16 protein-coding genes are annotated in these 18,676 nt (G+C 42.9%); 5 read left to right on the forward strand and 11 right to left on the reverse strand.

All coding sequences use genetic code 11. The annotated features are described in order from the left end of the window. Window positions 1-75 precede the first annotated feature (75 nt). On the reverse strand, window positions 76-279 hold the full coding sequence (rpmE, locus tag BOD01S_RS13545; protein ID WP_036153055.1) for a 50S ribosomal protein L31: 204 nt from the start codon (window positions 277-279) through the stop codon (window positions 76-78). Window positions 280-508: 229 nt separating this feature from the next. Here rpmE and BOD01S_RS23555 point away from each other — a divergent pair, with 229 nt between their 5' ends. Beyond that, window positions 509-652 (forward strand): hypothetical protein, encoded by a 144-nt coding sequence (locus tag BOD01S_RS23555; protein ID WP_156117012.1) that lies wholly within the window; start codon window positions 509-511, stop codon window positions 650-652. Window positions 653-696: 44 nt separating this feature from the next. Here BOD01S_RS23555 and rho read toward each other — a convergent pair whose 3' ends face one another. From rho to BOD01S_RS13575, 6 genes are all read right to left on the reverse strand, one after another. Next, window positions 697-1,980, reverse strand: a complete 1,284-nt coding sequence (gene rho, locus BOD01S_RS13550) for a transcription termination factor Rho (protein WP_036153058.1) — start codon at window positions 1,978-1,980, stop codon at window positions 697-699. A 231-nt stretch (window positions 1,981-2,211) separates the two neighbouring features. Then, entirely contained in the window at window positions 2,212-3,174 is a 963-nt protein-coding gene (gene glpX, locus BOD01S_RS13555) for a class II fructose-bisphosphatase (RefSeq protein ID WP_036153060.1), read from the reverse strand. A 178-nt stretch (window positions 3,175-3,352) separates the two neighbouring features. Further along, complete coding sequence (locus BOD01S_RS13560; RefSeq protein ID WP_036153064.1) at window positions 3,353-4,627, reverse strand: UDP-N-acetylglucosamine 1-carboxyvinyltransferase; 1,275 nt, start codon at window positions 4,625-4,627, stop codon at window positions 3,353-3,355. Between the two features lie 43 nt (window positions 4,628-4,670). Then, window positions 4,671-5,321, reverse strand: a complete 651-nt coding sequence (fsa, locus tag BOD01S_RS13565; protein WP_036153067.1) for a fructose-6-phosphate aldolase — start codon at window positions 5,319-5,321, stop codon at window positions 4,671-4,673. 101 nt (window positions 5,322-5,422) lie between these two features. Next, entirely contained in the window at window positions 5,423-6,277 is an 855-nt protein-coding gene (locus BOD01S_RS13570) for a class II fructose-bisphosphate aldolase (protein WP_036153070.1), read from the reverse strand. Window positions 6,278-6,407: 130 nt separating this feature from the next. After that, entirely contained in the window at window positions 6,408-6,767 is a 360-nt protein-coding gene (locus tag BOD01S_RS13575; RefSeq protein ID WP_036153072.1) for a response regulator, read from the reverse strand. Between the two features lie 133 nt (window positions 6,768-6,900). Here BOD01S_RS13575 and BOD01S_RS13580 point away from each other — a divergent pair, with 133 nt between their 5' ends. The 4 genes from BOD01S_RS13580 to BOD01S_RS13595 all read left to right on the forward strand — a co-directional run bounded on the left by BOD01S_RS13580 (window position 6,901) and on the right by BOD01S_RS13595 (window position 11,366). After that, the gene (locus BOD01S_RS13580; protein ID WP_036153075.1) at window positions 6,901-7,461 is read left to right on the forward strand and encodes a DUF2529 family protein; all 561 of its coding nucleotides are present in this window, start codon (window positions 6,901-6,903) and stop codon (window positions 7,459-7,461) included. A 175-nt stretch (window positions 7,462-7,636) separates the two neighbouring features. Beyond that, a complete protein-coding gene (locus tag BOD01S_RS13585) occupies window positions 7,637-9,217 on the forward strand; it encodes an ATP-binding protein (protein WP_036153078.1) in 1,581 nt (526 codons plus the stop codon). 11 nt (window positions 9,218-9,228) lie between these two features. Further along, window positions 9,229-9,936, forward strand: coding sequence for a response regulator (locus BOD01S_RS13590; RefSeq protein ID WP_036153080.1), 708 nt, complete (start codon window positions 9,229-9,231; stop codon window positions 9,934-9,936). 107 nt (window positions 9,937-10,043) lie between these two features. After that, on the forward strand, window positions 10,044-11,366 hold the full coding sequence (locus BOD01S_RS13595; RefSeq protein ID WP_036153082.1) for a CitMHS family transporter: 1,323 nt from the start codon (window positions 10,044-10,046) through the stop codon (window positions 11,364-11,366). A 278-nt stretch (window positions 11,367-11,644) separates the two neighbouring features. Here BOD01S_RS13595 and BOD01S_RS13600 read toward each other — a convergent pair whose 3' ends face one another. The 4 genes from BOD01S_RS13600 to BOD01S_RS13615 form a co-directional block, all read right to left on the reverse strand. Further along, window positions 11,645-13,249, reverse strand: coding sequence for a CTP synthase (locus BOD01S_RS13600; RefSeq protein ID WP_036153084.1), 1,605 nt, complete (start codon window positions 13,247-13,249; stop codon window positions 11,645-11,647). 438 nt (window positions 13,250-13,687) lie between these two features. Beyond that, a complete protein-coding gene (gene rpoE, locus BOD01S_RS13605) occupies window positions 13,688-14,260 on the reverse strand; it encodes a DNA-directed RNA polymerase subunit delta (protein ID WP_174523093.1) in 573 nt (190 codons plus the stop codon). A gap of 392 nt (window positions 14,261-14,652) precedes the next feature. Continuing rightward, window positions 14,653-17,931: a fused isobutyryl-CoA mutase/GTPase IcmF gene (gene icmF, locus BOD01S_RS13610; protein WP_052124777.1), complete on the reverse strand. Its 3,279-nt coding sequence runs from the start codon at window positions 17,929-17,931 to the stop codon at window positions 14,653-14,655. Window positions 17,932-18,041: 110 nt separating this feature from the next. Next, entirely contained in the window at window positions 18,042-18,674 is a 633-nt protein-coding gene (locus BOD01S_RS13615) for a TetR/AcrR family transcriptional regulator (RefSeq protein ID WP_036153089.1), read from the reverse strand. Window positions 18,675-18,676: the final 2 nt, after the last annotated feature.

The raw sequence follows: 18,676 nt of genomic DNA on the forward strand, positions 1-18,676 counted from the left end.
CACACAATTATCAGCAGGCGTTTTATAAAAATAACACCTCACGCAGCTCGGCGTGAGGTGTTGTGTACGGAACAATTATTTGTTAAGACCGTATTTTTTGTTGAAACGATCAACACGTCCGTCAGCAGACGCGAATTTTTGACGGCCAGTATAGAATGGGTGACATTCGTTGCAGAACTCGACAACGATGTTTTCTTTTACTGAACCAGTTTGGAATGAGTTACCGCAAGAGCAAGTTACTGTTGCAGTTTTGTAATCTGGGTGAATTCCTTGTTTCATATTCGTTTTCTCCTCTCGCCCTGAACCATCCGGAACAGAGTATTATTCGAACTGCACCTTACATAGCCCGAATATGATCATTACAGGTACCGGTAATGAAAGCGGTAAAGCCAGCTACATATGTGCACGTTACATACTTTAAGAGAATACCATACTCCGCCTATGAAATGCAAGCATGAAAATTCAGGCCGAGAAATGAAATTATTAACCGTACTTTCTTTAATAGAATATGATCAGTCTCCTGCCGCATATTGGCATGTTTCCCCAGTTTATCGTTGTTTTTATACAATTTAACAGCGGTTACTCTCGGTTTATCGGCGATTTCACACCATTTATCAGCGGTTTTGCCAGGTTTATCAGCGGTTTCCCGTGATTTACCGGCGATTCCTGACCCAAGGGATAATGCCCGCCTAGCTTTTATAGAAGACCTTTGCCTTTTGTTGCCTTTTTCATATCTTCATTCAGCTTTTCAAAGAATTCCTCGTTTGTTTTTGTCGTACGAAGCTTACGCAGGAACTTTTCTGCAAAGTCCGGAGAATCGCTGAATGTTTTGCGGATTGCCCATAATTTTTCAAGCTGCTCCGGCTCTAACAGCAGTTCTTCTTTCCTCGTACCAGAACGGCGGATATCAAGCGCCGGGAAAATACGGCGTTCTGCGAGATGGCGGTCTAAATGCAGCTCGAGATTGCCTGTCCCTTTGAATTCCTCATAGATGACTTCATCCATACGAGATCCTGTATCGACAAGGGCAGTTGCTAAAATCGTCAAGCTGCCTCCTTCTTCAATATTACGTGCTGAACCGAAGAAGCGCTTCGGACGGTGGAAAGCAGCTGGATCAATACCACCCGATAATGTACGTCCGCTTGGCGGGATAACAAGGTTGTACGCACGGGCAAGACGTGTAATGGAGTCCATTAAAATGATTACATCACGCTTATGCTCGACAAGACGGCGAGCCCGTTCCAGCACAATTTCAGCCACCTTCACATGGTTTTCAGGCACTTCATCAAATGTGGAAGACACAACATCCGCGTTTACTGAACGTTCGATGTCCGTTACTTCCTCCGGGCGCTCATCGATTAACAGTACAATAAGTTCTGCTTCCGGATAATTTGTTGTAATGGCATTGGCAATCTCCTTTAACAGGGATGTTTTCCCTGCCTTTGGCGGTGCAACAATCAAGCCACGCTGACCAAAACCTACAGGGGCTACTAAATCCATAATGCGTGTCGATAGTTTATTCGGCTCTGTTTCAAGCTTGATTTGACGGTCTGGATATAGCGGGGTTAATGCTGGAAAGTGAACACGTTCCTTCGCAACTTCCGGATCCTCTCCGTTAACTGCCTGTACTTGAAGAAGTCCATAATAACGCTCATTCTCTTTTGGAGGGCGTACTTTACCCGTTACCTTGTCCCCGTTTCGCAGGTCAAAGCGGCGGATTTGGGATGCAGAAATATAAATATCCTCTTTTGAAGGTGAATAGTTGATGGGGCGAAGGAAGCCAAAGCCTTCCTGTGATACAATCTCAAGCACGCCTTCCATAAAGAAGTAGCCTTCAAGCTCTGATTGAGCCTTTAATATAGCGTAAATCAACTCTTTTTTGTTGAGCTTACTATAATAAGAAATTTTAAATTCACGCGCTTGTGAGTATAACTCTTTTAATGTCATATTTTCCAGCTGCGCAATGGTAAGAGCTGTCATTAACATTTCTCCTATCTATTTATTTTTATCAGTGTCTAGGCATTCGTACCAGCCGCTCGGGGTCGCTTCGAAAGTTTCTTCACGTGCAAGCACACTGTGAGCCTTCTGCAAGCAGCTGTCGCGGCTATCGGTACGCGAATACTCTTTTCTTATCTCGGAATATCTTGAAGTTGGAGAACTTTCATTGCTAGAAGAGCCCGGCGGAGTATGCCGGGCAAGTAAATTGTGAAGTTATTTAATAATTGATGGTTTTTTCTTGATGCTATGACGTCCTTCAATAAAGCGTACCGTACCTGTTTTCGCGCGCATAACAACAGAATGTGTCAGGGCGTAGCCGCCTTTATATTGAACTCCTCTTAAAAGCTCGCTATCTGTTACAGCTGTTGCCGCAAAAATAGCGTCATCCCCTTTTACGAGGTCTTCCATATAAAGCACTTTGTCTACATCAATGCCCATTTTTTTGCATCGTGCAAGCTGTTCTTCATCTTCTGGTACAAGTTTCGCCTGGAAGTCTCCACCTAGGCATTTCAAGGCTACAGCAGCAATTACACCTTCAGGAGCACCACCAGTACCGAACATAATATCAATACCCGTCTCATCGAATGCTGTATTGATCGCAGCACCTACATCGCCATCTTGTATAAATTTGATACGGGCACCTGCTTCACGGATTTCATCTACGATCGCCTGATGACGCGGACGGTCCAGTAATGTTGCCACTACATCGGATACGTCTTTGTTTTTCGCCTTCGCTACTTGAAGTAAATTATACGTGACAGAAGCATTAATATCTACTTTTCCTGCCGCTTCAGGTCCAACAGCGATTTTTTCCATATACATATCAGGTGCGTTCAGTAGATTGCCACGGTCTGCAATAGCAAGCACTGTCATCGCTCCGTTTGTCCCTTTTGCCACAATATTTGTGCCTTCCAGTGGATCTACAGCGATATCTACTTCCGGGCCGCCATTACGCAAACCAAGCTCTTCACCAATGTAAAGCATTGGTGCTTCATCCATTTCGCCTTCCCCGATGACTACTGTTGCATGCATCGGAATTGTATCAAACATGTGGCGCATTGCTGTTGTTGCTGCGTCATCTGCTTCGTTTTTCAGTCCGCGTCCCATCCACTTTGCTGAAGCGATTGCTGCAGTTTCTGTAACGCGCACGACTTCCATTGATAAACTACGTTCCATTGTTAATTTGCCTCCTGTTTTCGGCCAGCTTAGAAAAGCACATTTACAGCTGCCCCCGGTCTTTCCCGGCCGGATAGGGCAGCGCAAATGTCTAGGCAGCTATATACTTGCCTAAACCAAAACCTTAACTTAAATTTCACTGCTTACTACATTGTAACATATTCATCGTCCGGTCAATCTAGACAGTTTTATCAGTTGTTAAAATCGTTTCCCGCCGTATGTCGGCCCCGAGCGCACAAAGCTTTTCAATCAGCGAACTGTAGCCGCGCTCAATATGATAAATATCATGGATCTCTGTTTCCCCTTTTGCGAGGATGCCCGCTAAAACAAGCGCCGCTCCAGCACGCAGGTCTGTTGCAGTCACCACTGAACCTTCAAGCTGTGCAGGACCTTCAATGATGGCGGTATTGCCTTCTACCCGCGCTTTTGCATTCATCCGGCGCAGCTCATCGATATGCTTAAAACGTGCTGAGTAAATCGTATCTGTCACCTTTGAAGCACCTACCGCCTGTGACATGAGTACGGATAATGGCTGCTGTACATCTGTCGGAAAACCAGGATACACAAGTGTTTTAACGTCAACCGCATGCAGCGTTCCCTGTTTTGGGATAAAGATGCTTTCCTCATCCTCTTCCACAACGACGCCCATTTCCCGAAGTTTTGCCGTAACGGAGTCCAGATGCAGCGGAATTACATTATCGATTGTCACACCATCACCAATGGCAGCAGCCATGATCATGAATGTTGCCGCTTCAATACGGTCCGGGATAATCGTATGCTTTGTACCGTGTAATTCCTCTACCCCATCAATCCGAATAACACTTGTACCCGCTCCTTTAATTTTTGCTCCCATGTTTGAAAGGAGTGTGGCCACATCGATGATTTCCGGCTCTTTTGCGGCATTTTCAATAATCGTGCGTCCTTTTGCCAACACGGCAGCAAGCATAATGTTAATTGTCGCGCCCACACTTGCCACGTCCAAGTAAATTTTAGCACCGCGCAGCTCGTCTGCCCGAAGATAAATAGCCCCATGCTCATTTGTCACTTTTGCACCGAGCGCCTCAAATCCTTTAATATGCTGGTCAATTGGTCTCGGGCCTAAAAAGCAGCCACCGGGCAGGCCAATCACAGCTTTTTTGAAGCGTCCGAGCATTGCCCCCATTAAATAATAGGAGGCACGCAGTTTCTTTACATTGCCATTCGGCAGAGGCATGGCAATCATATTCGATGGATCAATCGTCATCGTGCCGTTCTCAAACGACACTTCACCGCCAAGTTCTTCAAGTAATGCTTTTAATGTCCAAGCATCTGAAATTCCCGGAATTCCTCCGATTGTAACAGGGGAATTCGCCAATATGGATGCAGGAATTAAAGCAACAGCACTATTCTTTGCCCCGCTCACTTTAATCGTACCTTGTAAGCGGTGCCCTCCGTTTATTTTGTAAACATCCATGAAGCGTTATCTCCTCATCAATTTAGAAAGCGTATTTCTTTTATTATTGTCCTTCACGCTTTGACCAATCCGCTAAAAATCCTTCAATACCCTTGTCAGTTAATGGATGGTTAAATAATTGTTTTAATACCTTGAATGGTGTTGTTGAAATATGAGCACCAGCTAATGCCGCTTCTGTAATATGTTGAGGATGGCGGATGGATGCTGCGATAATTTCTGTTTTGATATCGTGAATTGTAAAGATATCAGCAATTGTTGAAATCAGCTCCACACCATTATGACCGATATCATCAAGGCGACCTAAAAACGGCGAAACATATGTTGCGCCTGAACGAGCTGCCATCAATGCCTGGTTAGCCGAAAAGATTAAAGTAACATTCGTTTTGATCCCTTTTTCGGAGAAGAATTTACAAGCTTTTAACCCTTCTGGTGTCATTGGTAATTTCACTGTAATATTCGGGTGAATTGCTGCAAGCTCCAAGCCTTCCTTAATCATACCTTCCGCGTCTAGAGAGATTACTTCTCCGCTGACAGAACCGTCTACTAACTCTGCAATTTCACGCAGGCGGTCGTGGAAAGAAATATTCGCTTCTTTCGCTACTAATGATGGGTTTGTCGTAACCCCTGATAGAATTCCCCAAGCGTGGGCTTCTTTGATTTCATCAAAATTGGCTGTATCAATAAAAAATTTCATACTTCTTCCTCCTGGTGCCTGTTCGCACAGATATTTCTTTATCCTAAATCAGGAGAAGGCCTGAATTCCAGACTCTTCTCCTGCTATCAACCGTCGATTTATTACGCTTTTTGAGAGCTACCGAATTCGCGCATTTTACCAATTACCGTAGTTTTGATAGCTTCGCGAGCAGGTGCTAAATATTTACGTGGATCATATACTTTTTGATCGTTATTCAAAATTTCACGAATTGCTTTTGTAGCAGCGATTTGATTTTCCGTATTAACATTGATTTTCGCTGTACCAAGGGAAATGGCACGTTGAATATCATGTGTTGGGATACCAGTACCTCCGTGTAAAACTAATGGAAGGTCTGCAAGTTGTGAAATTTCCTCCATTTCCTTGAAACCTAGGTTAGGTTCACCTTTGTAAGGACCGTGTACAGAGCCCAGTGCTGGTGCTAAACAGTCAATTTCTGTTTGCTCTACAAGGTTTTTGCATTCCTGCGGGTCTGCATAATTGATACCGCCGATTACGCCATCTTCTTCGCCGCCGACTGTCCCAAGCTCTGCTTCAACTGAAACACCTTTTGCATGTGCATATTCCACTACTTGTTGTGTGATTTTTACGTTTTCTTCGAATGGGTGATGAGATGCATCGATCATTACGGATGTAAAGCCTGCGTCAATTGCTTCTTTACATTTCTCAAATGAGGAACCGTGGTCCAGGTGGATTGCTACCGGAACTGTAATATTGTAGCTTTCAATTAAGCCTTTCACCATATGTACGACTGCCACGAAGCCGCCCATATATTTACCAGCACCTTCAGAAACACCTAAAATAACAGGTGAGTTTTCTTCCTGAGCTGCTTGTAGAATAGCTTGTGTAAATTCCAAGTTATTGATATTAAATTGACCTACCGCATATTTTTCAGCTTTTGCTTTAATTAACATTTCTTTCATTGAAACTAACGCCATGATGAAAGTCCTCCTTAAGGATGCTAAATATTTTATAAGAAAACATTCAACCCCATCATAACAAAAACAGGCAGCATTCGCCACTGCCTGCACGGGGCATATCCATACTTTTCACAATTTTACTGTGTCTTTAAACCTTCAAAATACTATTTACCTCATTTAGCACCTCGAAAATATTGAATGGCTTTGTAAAATAACGGGAGGCTCCAAGCTGCATTGCCTCGTCTATTAACTCCTGCTCACCGTACGCTGTCATCATAATGACGGGAATGCGTTCATTTTTCGCCTTTAGCTGCTCCAAAATTTCGATGCCATTCATGCCGGGAATTTTCATATCCAGCAATACGCAGTCAATTGGTTCTTCATCGAAGATTTTTAAAGCTTCCATACCATTCGCTGCTAAATGCGGCATATACTTCTCTTTTTTAAACAATTCATTTAATAAAAGTCTAATGCCTGGTTGATCATCGACAATTAAGATTTTTTTCACGTTTGTATTTCTCCTCGGCTTATTTTACCGTACTATATTCTTTCCTTATTCTCTAATTCCTTCTAATATCAGGATAATTTTCTCGTTTTGCAATTTAAATTTTCAAAACCTATAATGAAGAGGAGGTGGAATTATGTCAAAAATTTTAACTACACAGATGACTGGGCTGCTGCAGCGCATCCAAACAAGCGAAGAAGAAGCGATTGAGGATACTGCCCGTTTGCTCGCCCAGGCTGGGATTGGACAAGGCAATGTATACTTTGCCTGCTTTGGGGAGCTGAAGGGAGTAGAAATAAATGCGCTAGAAGGAGCAGCTCCATTCATAAAAGCGGTCCCTTGGTCTCCTGAGGCTCAGCTTACTGAAGCAGACCGTGTCATTATTTTTACCCGCAGCTGCCAAAATGAAGAGGCTGTAGCTTTAGCTCAAAAACTATACGACCTATTCATTCCATTTGCGGCTATTGCCAGCGAGCCGGCGGACAGTGATAATGAATTAAGCGAGCTTGCCTATACTTATATTAGCATGAAAATCCGAGGCGGTATCCTTCCACACCCTTCCAAACTAGGGGAACGGGTTGTCTTTCCGCATTTAATGGCCGCCCTATTTATTTATGAAGCAATTAAAATGGAATACGATGAAATGGTAGCGGATGATGAAGAGGATGAGGAACCGCCTGTTTCTCCGTTTGCATAGAAAGATAATCTGGCATTTCTGCCATATAGTATAAGTAGAAGACAAATTGGAGGAGGAAGCAGACTCTCCCCCTCCTTCTTAAAGTATTTGGACCTGGTCCAAATACTTTTTTAAATCCTATAAATTTTTGTATGTTCATTTACTATAGAATAGGCAGTTGAATGGAGGTTAAGAAATGAAGAACTGGTTTCATACTATCACCTTTAAAATGATTTCCTTAATTAGTGTATTGATTATCTTTATTTGTGGAACATTTTTATATTTGCTACAAGACCATATTCGGAATATGACAGAAAATCAGATGGCAACACAGGCGCTTAATATTGCCTCGACTATCGCTTCCATGTCGGAAATAATTGAAGCTTTCGATTCCGAGAATCCGAGCGAAGTGATCCAGCCCATTACGACGAAAATCCAACAGGAAATCGGTGCTGCCTTTATTGTCATCGGCAATAAAGAAGGTACACGTTATTCACACCCCATTCCCGGAAAGATTGGCGGACAAATGATCGGTGGAGACAATGAAGATGTCTTAGTGAATGGGAAGTCCTATGTTTCAAAAACTAGAGGTTCCCTTGGACTATCCATTCGTGGAAAGGTACCCCTTATAAAAAACAATGAAATCATTGGTGTTGTATCAGTTGGATTTCTAGCAAAAAATATTGACCATATGATTCAGGATTCTTTTAAAAGGTGGTTAATGTACGCCGCCCTTTTGTTCAGTTTTGGCATTGCAGGCGCATTTCTCATTTCCTTTTATATAAAAAGGCTGCTTTTTAATATGGAACCTGTACAGATTGCGAAATTATACGAGCAGCATAAAATAATTCTGGAAACAACTATGGAAGGGATTCTAGCTGTCGGCCCCGATAGAAATATTACGACCATCAACCACAGTGCCTATGAAATGATCGATCCAAATAAAAAGGCCCCCCTCTCCAAATGGATGGGTACGGATATCCAGCATATTTTCACCCGTGAGATTGCTCTTCGGGATACTATTAGGAACCTGGAGATTTCCTTGGATGGTTCGATTATCATCCTCAACAAGGCACCGCTGCTCGAAAAGAATAAACAAATCGGCTCTTTATATACAATGCGTAACAAGACAGACATCCAAAGGATTGCAGATGAATTGAAACAGGCAAAGCAACGCGCCAATATGCAGCGTGCTCAGACTCATGAATATGCAAACAAACTACATATCATTTTAGGGTTACTCGTTCATAAGAAATACGAAGAGGCTATTCAATATATTAAAAGAGAGAAAAACATCCAGGGACAGGTTAAAAAGATGTTGAACAGCAATTCGAAGAGTCCCCTTCTCTTTGCTTTAATTCAGGGGAAAATTACCGAGGCAGCGGAATTAGGTATCAGCATGGAGCTTAAGGAATGCCATTTATCTAGTACATTAAATGCCAAGCAGGAAGAAGCCCTTCTGACAGCTCTTGGGAATGTGCTGCAAAATGCTATTGAAGCGGTTCGGGGTATAAAGCACTCCTCCCTTAAGTTAATCCAGATATCGATTGATGAATATAAGGATCGTATCCTTTTTGAAATTCAAGACAGCGGACACGGTGTCAGTGAAGAACTGTATGCTACCTTATTTGCACGTGGCGTGTCCACAAAAGAAGGAATGGATCGCGGACATGGATTGGCCATCAGCAAACAAGCATTGCAGTCAGTTGGTGGAGAAATCCTGCTCGATGAGGGAGATCTTCCCGGTGCTTGTTTCTTAATTATTTTACCTAGATAGGAGGAAGAATCATGACAAAAACAGTAGGCGTATGGATTGTGGAGGATGACTTCCGTGTCGCTCAAATCCATGCCGATTACGTAAATGATATTGGGTCCTGTACTGTGCTGGAAAATTTGCGTAGTGGTAAGGAAACGTTAAAAAAACTAGAAGAGGCAGCTAATTTGCCGGATATTATACTGCTTGATCTTTATATTCCAGATGTAGAGGGATACTCACTTATAAAAGATATTCGCTCTCTCTACTCTGCTATCAAAATCATCATTATTTCTGCAGCCTCTGAAGCAGAGCATGTGCAAGATATTATGAACCTCGGTGTCTTCGATTATATTATCAAGCCCTTCGAGGTCCAGCGATTATCCCAATCCATAGACCGTTATCGGTACGTTGAAAAACTGTTCTTAGCCAAAGAGCATCTGTCTCAAAAAGAGATAGATGAATTATTCTCTTCAACCTTCAAAGAGGGACAGCATGAGCCTGCCGCAAAGGGAATCGATTTTCATACCTTACAATCTGTAAAATCGCTGTTTGAGGATAATGCCGTTGAGGAGATGACTGCCTCCAGGCTTAGTGAAGAAATCGGGACAAGCCGTTCGACTGCCCGGCGTTACCTAGAATATTTAGTAGCTGAGCAATTTCTCGAAACAAAGTTGATCTACGGTTCAGTCGGTCGTCCAGAACGGAAATATACTTATCGTGAAACTTATGAACAAAATTAAAATTATTAACTTTATATAAAATATCACCATATTATTCTCCCCTTATCATAATTGTGTTATTTTTAGAAAAACTCAAAAAACAATGAAAATAAAGGGGAGAAAATAAAATGAGTTTAAGTATTATAGGATTTTTAACTATTTTAGTAATTATAACCCTTCTAATCAGTGGCCGCGTGTCTCCCTTGGTAGCTATGGTTATCCCTCCAATTATCGGTGCCTTAATTGCGGGCTTTAGTCTGGCAGATATAGGGGAATTCTTTGATTCCGGTATAAGCTCGGTTATCAATGTTGCGGTGATGTTTATTTTTGCTATTATCTTCTTCGGCATCATGCAAGATGCAGGATTGTTCGAGCCACTCATCAACAAAATGATTGCGCTTTCAAAAGGGAATGTTGTTGTGGTAGCTATCATCACTGTCTTGATTGCCGTTGTGGCACAGCTTGACGGATCGGGAGCTTCTACCTTCCTAATTACAATTCCAGCATTATTGCCGCTCTATCTCCGTTTACGGATGAATCCATATTTGCTGCTATTATTGGTTGCCGGTGCTGCCGCAATCGTAAATATGGTACCTTGGGGCGGGCCGTTGGGACGTGTAGCATCTGTATTGAAAACAGATGTGACAGAACTTTGGTACCCTCTAATTCCCTTACAAATTATCGGAATTATCCTTATGTTGGTATTAGCTGTTTTCTTTGGCATTCGAGAGAAGAAGCGTATAGTAAGTCAGTTTGGCTCACTGGCTGCCTCTAATGAAGATGAAGTTTCCTCTATGGGGGTTGTTTCATCAGAGTTGGATAAGGATCTTCAACGTCCAAAGCTGCTCTGGATCAATGCACTTGTTTCTATTCTTGTAATTGGAACATTGGTGGCTGGCATCATTCCTGCAGGGCTCGCCTTTTTGATCGGAGTTGCTATTGCATTGCCCATCAACTATCGTTCTACAAAGGATCAAATGGAGCGGATCCGTGCACATGCTCCTAATGCCTTGACGATGGCCTCCATTATTATTGCTGCCGGCCTGTTTTTAGGCATCTTGAATGGCACAGGCATGCTGACTGCTATTGCCAATGATGCAGTACAAATTATGCCTTCCTTCATGTCTTCCTACCTTCATATTATTGTAGGTATATTAGGAGTACCATTTGATTTATTACTAAGTACAGATGCTTATTATTTCGCACTATTTCCTGTCGTTGAGCAGATCGGTCTTTCCTTCGATATCGATTCTTTATCCACAGCTTATGCGATGATCATTGGCAATATCGTCGGGACATTCGTATCACCACTAGCTCCGGCTGTTTGGCTGGCTCTGGGATTATCTGGACTAGAAATGGGCAAGCACCTAAAGTACTCCTTCTTCTGGATGTGGGGATTGAGTATCTTGTTATTATTCATTGCAACATTAATAGGTATTATTCATATCTAGTTGCTGGCAGATGAAGAGCCCATTAGGCAGTTACACCTAATGTACGAGGTTCGTATATAGACATTAATAAGAGGAGTAATATAAAGTTTTATAAAAACCCTGCAGACTTTTCCGCCCTTGGCTTTCCTTATATGGATTGTTGAGGGCTTTTTAATATGAAGTTCGTTAGGATCTCATACATCCCTGAATAAGCCTATGCTGACCTCATAAAAAAGCGGAAAAAACGTAATGTTTTTCCCGCTGTTCTACATTCGTTCGTCTCCATCAGAAACGACTAATTATTTACGGTTGTTAAATGCTGCACCTACAAATTCACGGAACAGCGGCTGTGGACGTTGTGGACGAGATACTAACTCTGGGTGGAATTGCCCAGCTACAAAGAATTTCTTCTCAGGTAACTCAATAATTTCAACAAGTTTGTTATCAGGAGATACACCTGAGAACACAAGCCCTGCTGCTTCCATTGCTTCACGGAATTCATTATTGAATTCATAGCGGTGACGGTGACGCTCGTACACAAGCTCTTCTCCATTGTAGCATTCACGTGCACGAGATCCTTCTTTTAATTTACATGGATATAAGCCTAGACGTAATGTACCCCCAAGATCTGTATCCTCTGATTGATCTGGAAGGAAATCAATGATTGGATATGGTGTGTTTTTATCTAGTTCCGTTGAATGTGCGCCTTGTAAACCTAATACATTTCGCGCAAATTCCACTGTCGCTAATTGCATGCCTAGACAAATACCGAAGAATGGCACATCGTTCTCACGCGCATAGCGGATCGCTTCGATTTTGCCTTCTACTCCGCGGTCTCCAAAGCCTCCAGGAACTAGAATACCATCTGCTTGTCCAAGCAGCTGTGCTACATTTTCAGCTGTCACATCTTCTGCATTTACCCAGTCGATTTCGATTTCTGAATCGTATGCATAGCCCGCATGCTTCAATGCCTCAGCTACAGAAATATAAGCATCTTGTAGTTCCACATATTTCCCTACAAGTGCAATACGTGTTTTATTTTTTAGGTTTTTCACTTTTTCTACAAGCTCTTTCCACTCGGACATATCTGCTTCCGGCGCTTGAATGCCAAAGTGTTCCAGCACGATATCATCAAAGTCCTGTGCATGAAGGTTTAACGGCACTTCATATAAATGCTCTGCATCACGTGATTCAATGATTTCATGTGGCTGTACGTCACAGAATAACGCTAATTTATCTTTCATTTCTTGTGAAATTGCCTGTTCCGTACGTACAACGATAATATTTGGCTGGATACCTAATGAACGCAGCTCTTTTACCGAGTGCTGTGTCGGTTTTGTTTTCATTTCCCCTGCCGCTTTAATGTAAGGGATTAATGTACAATGAACATACATAACATTGTTATGGCCAAGATTTGTTTTCATTTGGCGGATGGCTTCTAAAAATGGCAGCGATTCGATATCCCCTACTGTACCGCCTACTTCTGTAATCACTACATCGGCATTTGTTTCACGGCCGGCGCGTTGGATCCGGTCTTTGATTTCATTTGTAATGTGAGGAATTACTTGAACAGTACCACCGTTGTAATCGCCACGGCGCTCTTTTTGCAGAACGGATTGATATACACGGCCTGATGTAACTGTTGAGTGCTTTCCTAAATTGATGTCGATAAAGCGTTCATAGTGACCTAAATCCAAGTCGGCTTCCGCGCCATCATCCGTTACAAATACTTCACCATGTTGGTATGGGCTCATTGTACCCGGGTCAATGTTTAAATATGGGTCAAACTTTTGAATAGTTACTTCCAGACCCCGGTTTTTTAGTAAACGTCCTAAAGATGCAGCAACGATTCCTTTCCCAAGCGACGAAACAACCCCACCCGTTACGAAAATATACTTTGTCATTCTAAATTCCTCCTTAAAAATTGGAAAGGCATCTGCCGGCCAAAAAACGCCTTCACAATGCCTCTTTTTTTAATAGGGGTAGGAAGGATTTCCTCCCTATTTCAACACCTCAAACTCAGCCCATGGCAGCCAAAGCCAGCCAGTACATACACTGCGTTACGAACTTTTGCTATAAAAAATAAAAAACGCCCCACCTGCACACGAGCAGGGGGAGCGTATAACTTATACGGTCATTCTCCTTTTTAAAGGAGCCCAAGTAAAAGATTATACGGAAGTGAAAAAGAAGTCAAGCACTTTTACCTTGAAGACTTCTATCTGTGTTTTCATACCTGAAAAGAAAGTAATCCTGCACCGTGGAAGCAGTCCCTAGAAGGTTACTGCCGTACTCTTCTTGATAAAACATAAAAAAGCATGGGCAGCTTGCCCATGCTTCTACTATTACTTTTCTTCTTCCTCGTCGAAGTCTTCCAGGTCATCAAGATCTTCTTCTTCTTCCTCATCATCAATGACGAATTCCTCTTCCTCTTCCGGAATTAATTCTTCATCAATATCCGCATCTAGATCCTCGATATCTTCCTCGACAAATTCAAGAGCATCGTCTTCCTCGATTTCGTCTTCTTCTTCCTCTTCATCGTCTGTAAACTCGTCGAAATCTTCATCAAATACGATATCTTCTTCATCAAGCTCGATGATTTCGTCCTCATCGTCGATAACCGCTTTAGATTTTTTCTTACGTGTCTTTACAGTTGGAGCTGTTTCTTCTTCGATCGTCTCCACTTTATACCATTCACGAAGACCCCAGCCGCTCTCATGGTTTAGTAAAAAGCGACCATCTATGTTCATATCTGTATAAAATTGGACAAGACGAGATTTTATTTCCTCATCTGAAAACCCATTTAAGCTTTGAAGCTCTTTTACTAGATCGGCAAATGCGATTGCAGATTTACGTTCTTCTAAAAAAGCGTATGCTAAATCAATTAACGATTCTTCTGCTAATTGTTCTTTTGTCATTTCACGAAAGTTCAAATCGTGCACGTCCCTTCATTTATTACATTTTCTAAGCATAATACCCATTATATACACACATGATAGTACTATGCTAGTTTCATTTATTGTTTTTTAATTTCGACATTTCTTTCAGGCCGATATAAAAGAAAAGAGCAGACAAAACCAATAGCGGAATCGAAGCTAATTGTTCATTATAAAGGAAATAGGTGGCCGTTAGACAACAAAATATAACAATATATTTTACATGTGATACCACTTCTGCCACCTCCCTTGTTGACTTTACACTCAGTATACAAAATTACAGCAGGCTCGTCGTGCGAAAAGTATGTCGGAATAACAGGCAAATAGCAAGCTAGACGGGAAATATGCTATTCCCATCTAGCCGGTAATACTTTTTACATATTGCGACGATATTGACCGCCTACCTCATAAAGCGTATGCGTAATTTGACCAAGACTCGCTACCTTTACCGTCTCCATCAATTCTTCGAAAATATTCCCTCCAGTTACGGCAGCTTTCTTCAGGCGATTGAGCGCCTCCGTACTCTTGTCACTATGACGTTCCTGGAATGTCTTGAGATTATTGATTTGTGCATCTTTTTCTTCCTTAGAAGCACGCGCGATTTGCATAGAGTTAATGTCTTCATCAGATGGCGGATTCGGGTTTAAATATGTGTTCACCCCGATAATCGGCAGCTCACCTGAATGTTTCAAGTGCTCATAATACATAGATTCCTCTTGAATTTTCCCACGCTGGTATTGTGTTTCCATTGCGCCGAGTACACCACCGCGGTCGTTGATGCGATCAAACTCATCAAGTACTGCCTGCTCCACAAGGTCTGTCAGTTCTTCAATGATAAATGCCCCTTGAAGCGGGTTTTCATTTTTCGTCAGTCCATGTTCCTTTGTAATGATCATCTGAATAGCCATCGCTCGTCGTACAGATTCTTCCGTCGGAGTTGTAATCGCTTCATCATATGCATTAGTATGGAGAGAATTACAGTTATCATGCAGGGCCATTAAGGCTTGCAGTGTTGTGCGAATATCATTAAAATCAATTTCCTGCGCATGCAGACTGCGCCCTGACGTTTGAATATGGTATTTCAGTTTTTGCGAGCGTTCATTTGCACCATATTTATCCCGCATGACAATGGACCAGATGCGGCGTGCTACCCGGCCGATTACCGTATATTCCGGATCCAGGCCGTTTGAGAAGAAGAACGACAAGTTTGGTGCAAAGTCATCAATATGCATGCCGCGGCTTAAATAGTACTCTACATACGTAAAGCCGTTTGCCAGTGTAAACGCCAGCTGGGAAATCGGATTCGCCCCGGCCTCGGCAATATGGTAGCCCGAAATGGATACAGAATAGTAGTTACGTACTTTATGATCGATGAAATACTGTTGAATATCCCCCATCATACGCAGCGCAAACTCTGTCGAGAAAATACATGTATTTTGCCCTTGATCCTCTTTTAAAATATCTGCCTGTACAGTTCCGCGGACAACTTGAAGCGTCTTTTCACGTGTGTCTGTAAATTCCTCGACCGTTAAAGGACGTCCGAGTTCCTCCTCGCGCTTGCGTACCTGCTGATCGATGGCCGTATTCATAAACATAGCCAGGATGATTGGCGCCGGCCCGTTAATAGTCATGGAAACAGATGTGCTTGGGGCACACAAATCAAAACCGTCATAAAGTTTCTTCATATCATCGAGTGTACAAATGCTTACTCCTGATTCTCCTACCTTGCCGTAAATATCAGGTCGGATATGCGGGTCTTCCCCGTATAATGTTACCGAGTCAAATGCTGTAGACAGACGCTTTGCATCATCGTCCTTCGATAAATAGTGGAAACGTTTATTCGTACGCTCCGGTGTGCCTTCTCCGGCAAATTGGCGTTTTGGATCTTCCCCTTCGCGCTTGAATGGGAACACCCCAGCTGTGTAAGGGAATGAGCCGGGTACATTTTCCGCATACACCCACCGCAGGATTTCCCCGTAATCTTCAAACTTCGGCAGCGCTACTTTTGGAATCTTCGTACCGGATAATGATGTTGTTGTCAGGACGGTGCGGATTTCCTTATCGCGAACCTTCGTTACATATTCATCACCGCTGTATGCTTCCTTCAACGTTTTCCAGTTGTCGAGGATTTTCTTCGATTCTGTAGAAAGCTCTCCACGAACTCCGTCAATTAATGAAGTGATTGAAGCAATCAGTGCATCTTCCCCTGCCGGCAGCTGCTTTAATGTTCCTTCCAGCTGGTATAGCTTGCGTGCCAGCTCTACCTGCTGAGCTGCTCGCTTATGGTAACCGCGCACCGCATCTGTAATTTCGCGTAAATAATAGCGGCGGTCATTTGGAATAATCACATCTTGTTTTTGTGTCTTGATCGATTGTTCATAGGACGTCTCCCAATTGTATCCAAGCTTTTCATTAATAAGACGCACGATAGCTGCAAACAATGAGTTTGTTCCTTTGTCATTAAATTGAGAGGCAATTGTTCCGTATACAGGCATATCGTCTAAATTCGTCTCCCACATTTCACGGGAACGCTGCATTTGCTTTTGCACTTGGCGAAGCGCGTCCTCAGAACCTTTACGCTCGAATTTATTGATAGCAATTAAATCTGCATAGTCGATCATATCAATTTTTTCAAGCTGTGTTGGTGCACCAAACTCACTTGTCATCACATACATAGAAAGATCCGTATATTTCGTGATTTCCGCATCCCCTTGCCCGATGCCGCTCGTTTCTACAATGATAAGGTCGTAGCCGGCCGCTTTGACAACATCCAGTACATCACCAATGGATGCCGACAGCTCAGTCCGGGAGCCGCGTGTGGCCAAGCTGCGCATATACACTCGATTATTAAAGATTGCATTCATGCGGATACGGTCTCCAAGAAGCGCTCCTCCTGTTTTTTGTTTCGTCGGATCGACTGAAACAATCGCGACCCGTTTGTCCGGGAACTCCTGCAGGAAGCGCCGGATCAGCTCATCTGTCAGCGATGATTTCCCTGCCCCCCCTGTACCTGTAATACCAAGCACCGGCGTTTTTTTCGTATTTGCTCTTGCAGCGTTCAGCAGCTCCTCTACTCCTTCGCCGCCTGTTTCAGCAGCGGTAATCAGATTCGCTAAAATTTCCGGTGTTTCCGGTGTGAGCTTCTCCAGCTTTTCCAAATAATCGCCATTTATTGTGGAGAAATCTGCCCCTTTCATTTTTTCATTAATCATCCCCTGCAAACCAAGACGCCGGCCATCTTCCGGTGAGAAGATACCGTTAATACCGTAATCATGCAGCTCTTTAATTTCGCGCGGCAGAATAACGCCGCCCCCTCCGCCGTAGATTTTAATATGCGGAGCCCCTTTTTCACGAAGCAAATCATACATGTACTTGAAATATTCCATATGACCGCCCTGATAGCTTGAAACGGCAATGCCCTGTGCGTCCTCCTGGATAGCAGCATTTACCACTTCCTCTACTGAGCGATTATGTCCTAGATGGATGACTTCTGCTCCGCTTGATTGCAAAATTCGACGCATGATGTTGACCGATACATCATGCCCATCAAATAAGCTTGATGCCGTTACGAAACGGACATGATTTTTCGGTTTATATACTTCTACCTTCGTTTCAACTGGCTGCTCAACTTTTGTCTCTACTTCTGTTGTCATATTGAACTCCCCTTTGTTATGAAATATCTTCCTGCCCGATCCCCTTACCGGACGCCAATCAAACAGCACCGCCAATTGCCACAAAACGTATGCAATTAACGGTGCCCTTCTTATTTCTTAAAATGCAAAACGCCGTCTAAAAATAAATTCGTCTGCAATTCAATGTATTCTTCAATTGTATAACGATTTTTGAGGGCCCATTTACGGAATGCCCAGGATTGCCCCTGAATGACGAGATGATTAGCAGCTAAAAACACCTCTTTTTCATCAAGTACGAGTACCCCGGATTTTACACAGCCTGCTAGGATTTCCTCGAAAATCGACACCATTTCAAGCTCCTTGCTCAGTACATACTGCATAGCCTCTTTCGGCAAGGACTTTGTTTCCTGATACATAATCGTGAATTCATCTAGCATCCCGTCGATCAGCAGGAAATATTGACTGATAGACTCCTTAAATGCTTCAATTGTCCCGGCATTCGTCGGAAAGCGCGATAGACGATTTGTCACTTCATTGTAAATACTGTCACATACTAAATAAAGCACATCTTCTTTCGTCCGGATATATTCATATAATGTACCGATACTAAACCCAGCAGCTTTGGCGATTTCCCTTGTCGTTGCCCGATGAAAGCCCTTTTCCCGAAACAGATTAATACCTGCACGTACAATTTGCTGTCTGCGGATTTCGATTAGGCTTGCATCTTTAACAGATGTTTCAACACGGATTCTTTTATTTGCCATGC

Source organism: Lysinibacillus odysseyi 34hs-1 = NBRC 100172, from assembly GCF_001591965.1.
In the GTDB taxonomy this organism is placed as follows: Bacteria; Bacillota; Bacilli; order Bacillales_A; family Planococcaceae; genus Lysinibacillus_B; species Lysinibacillus_B odysseyi.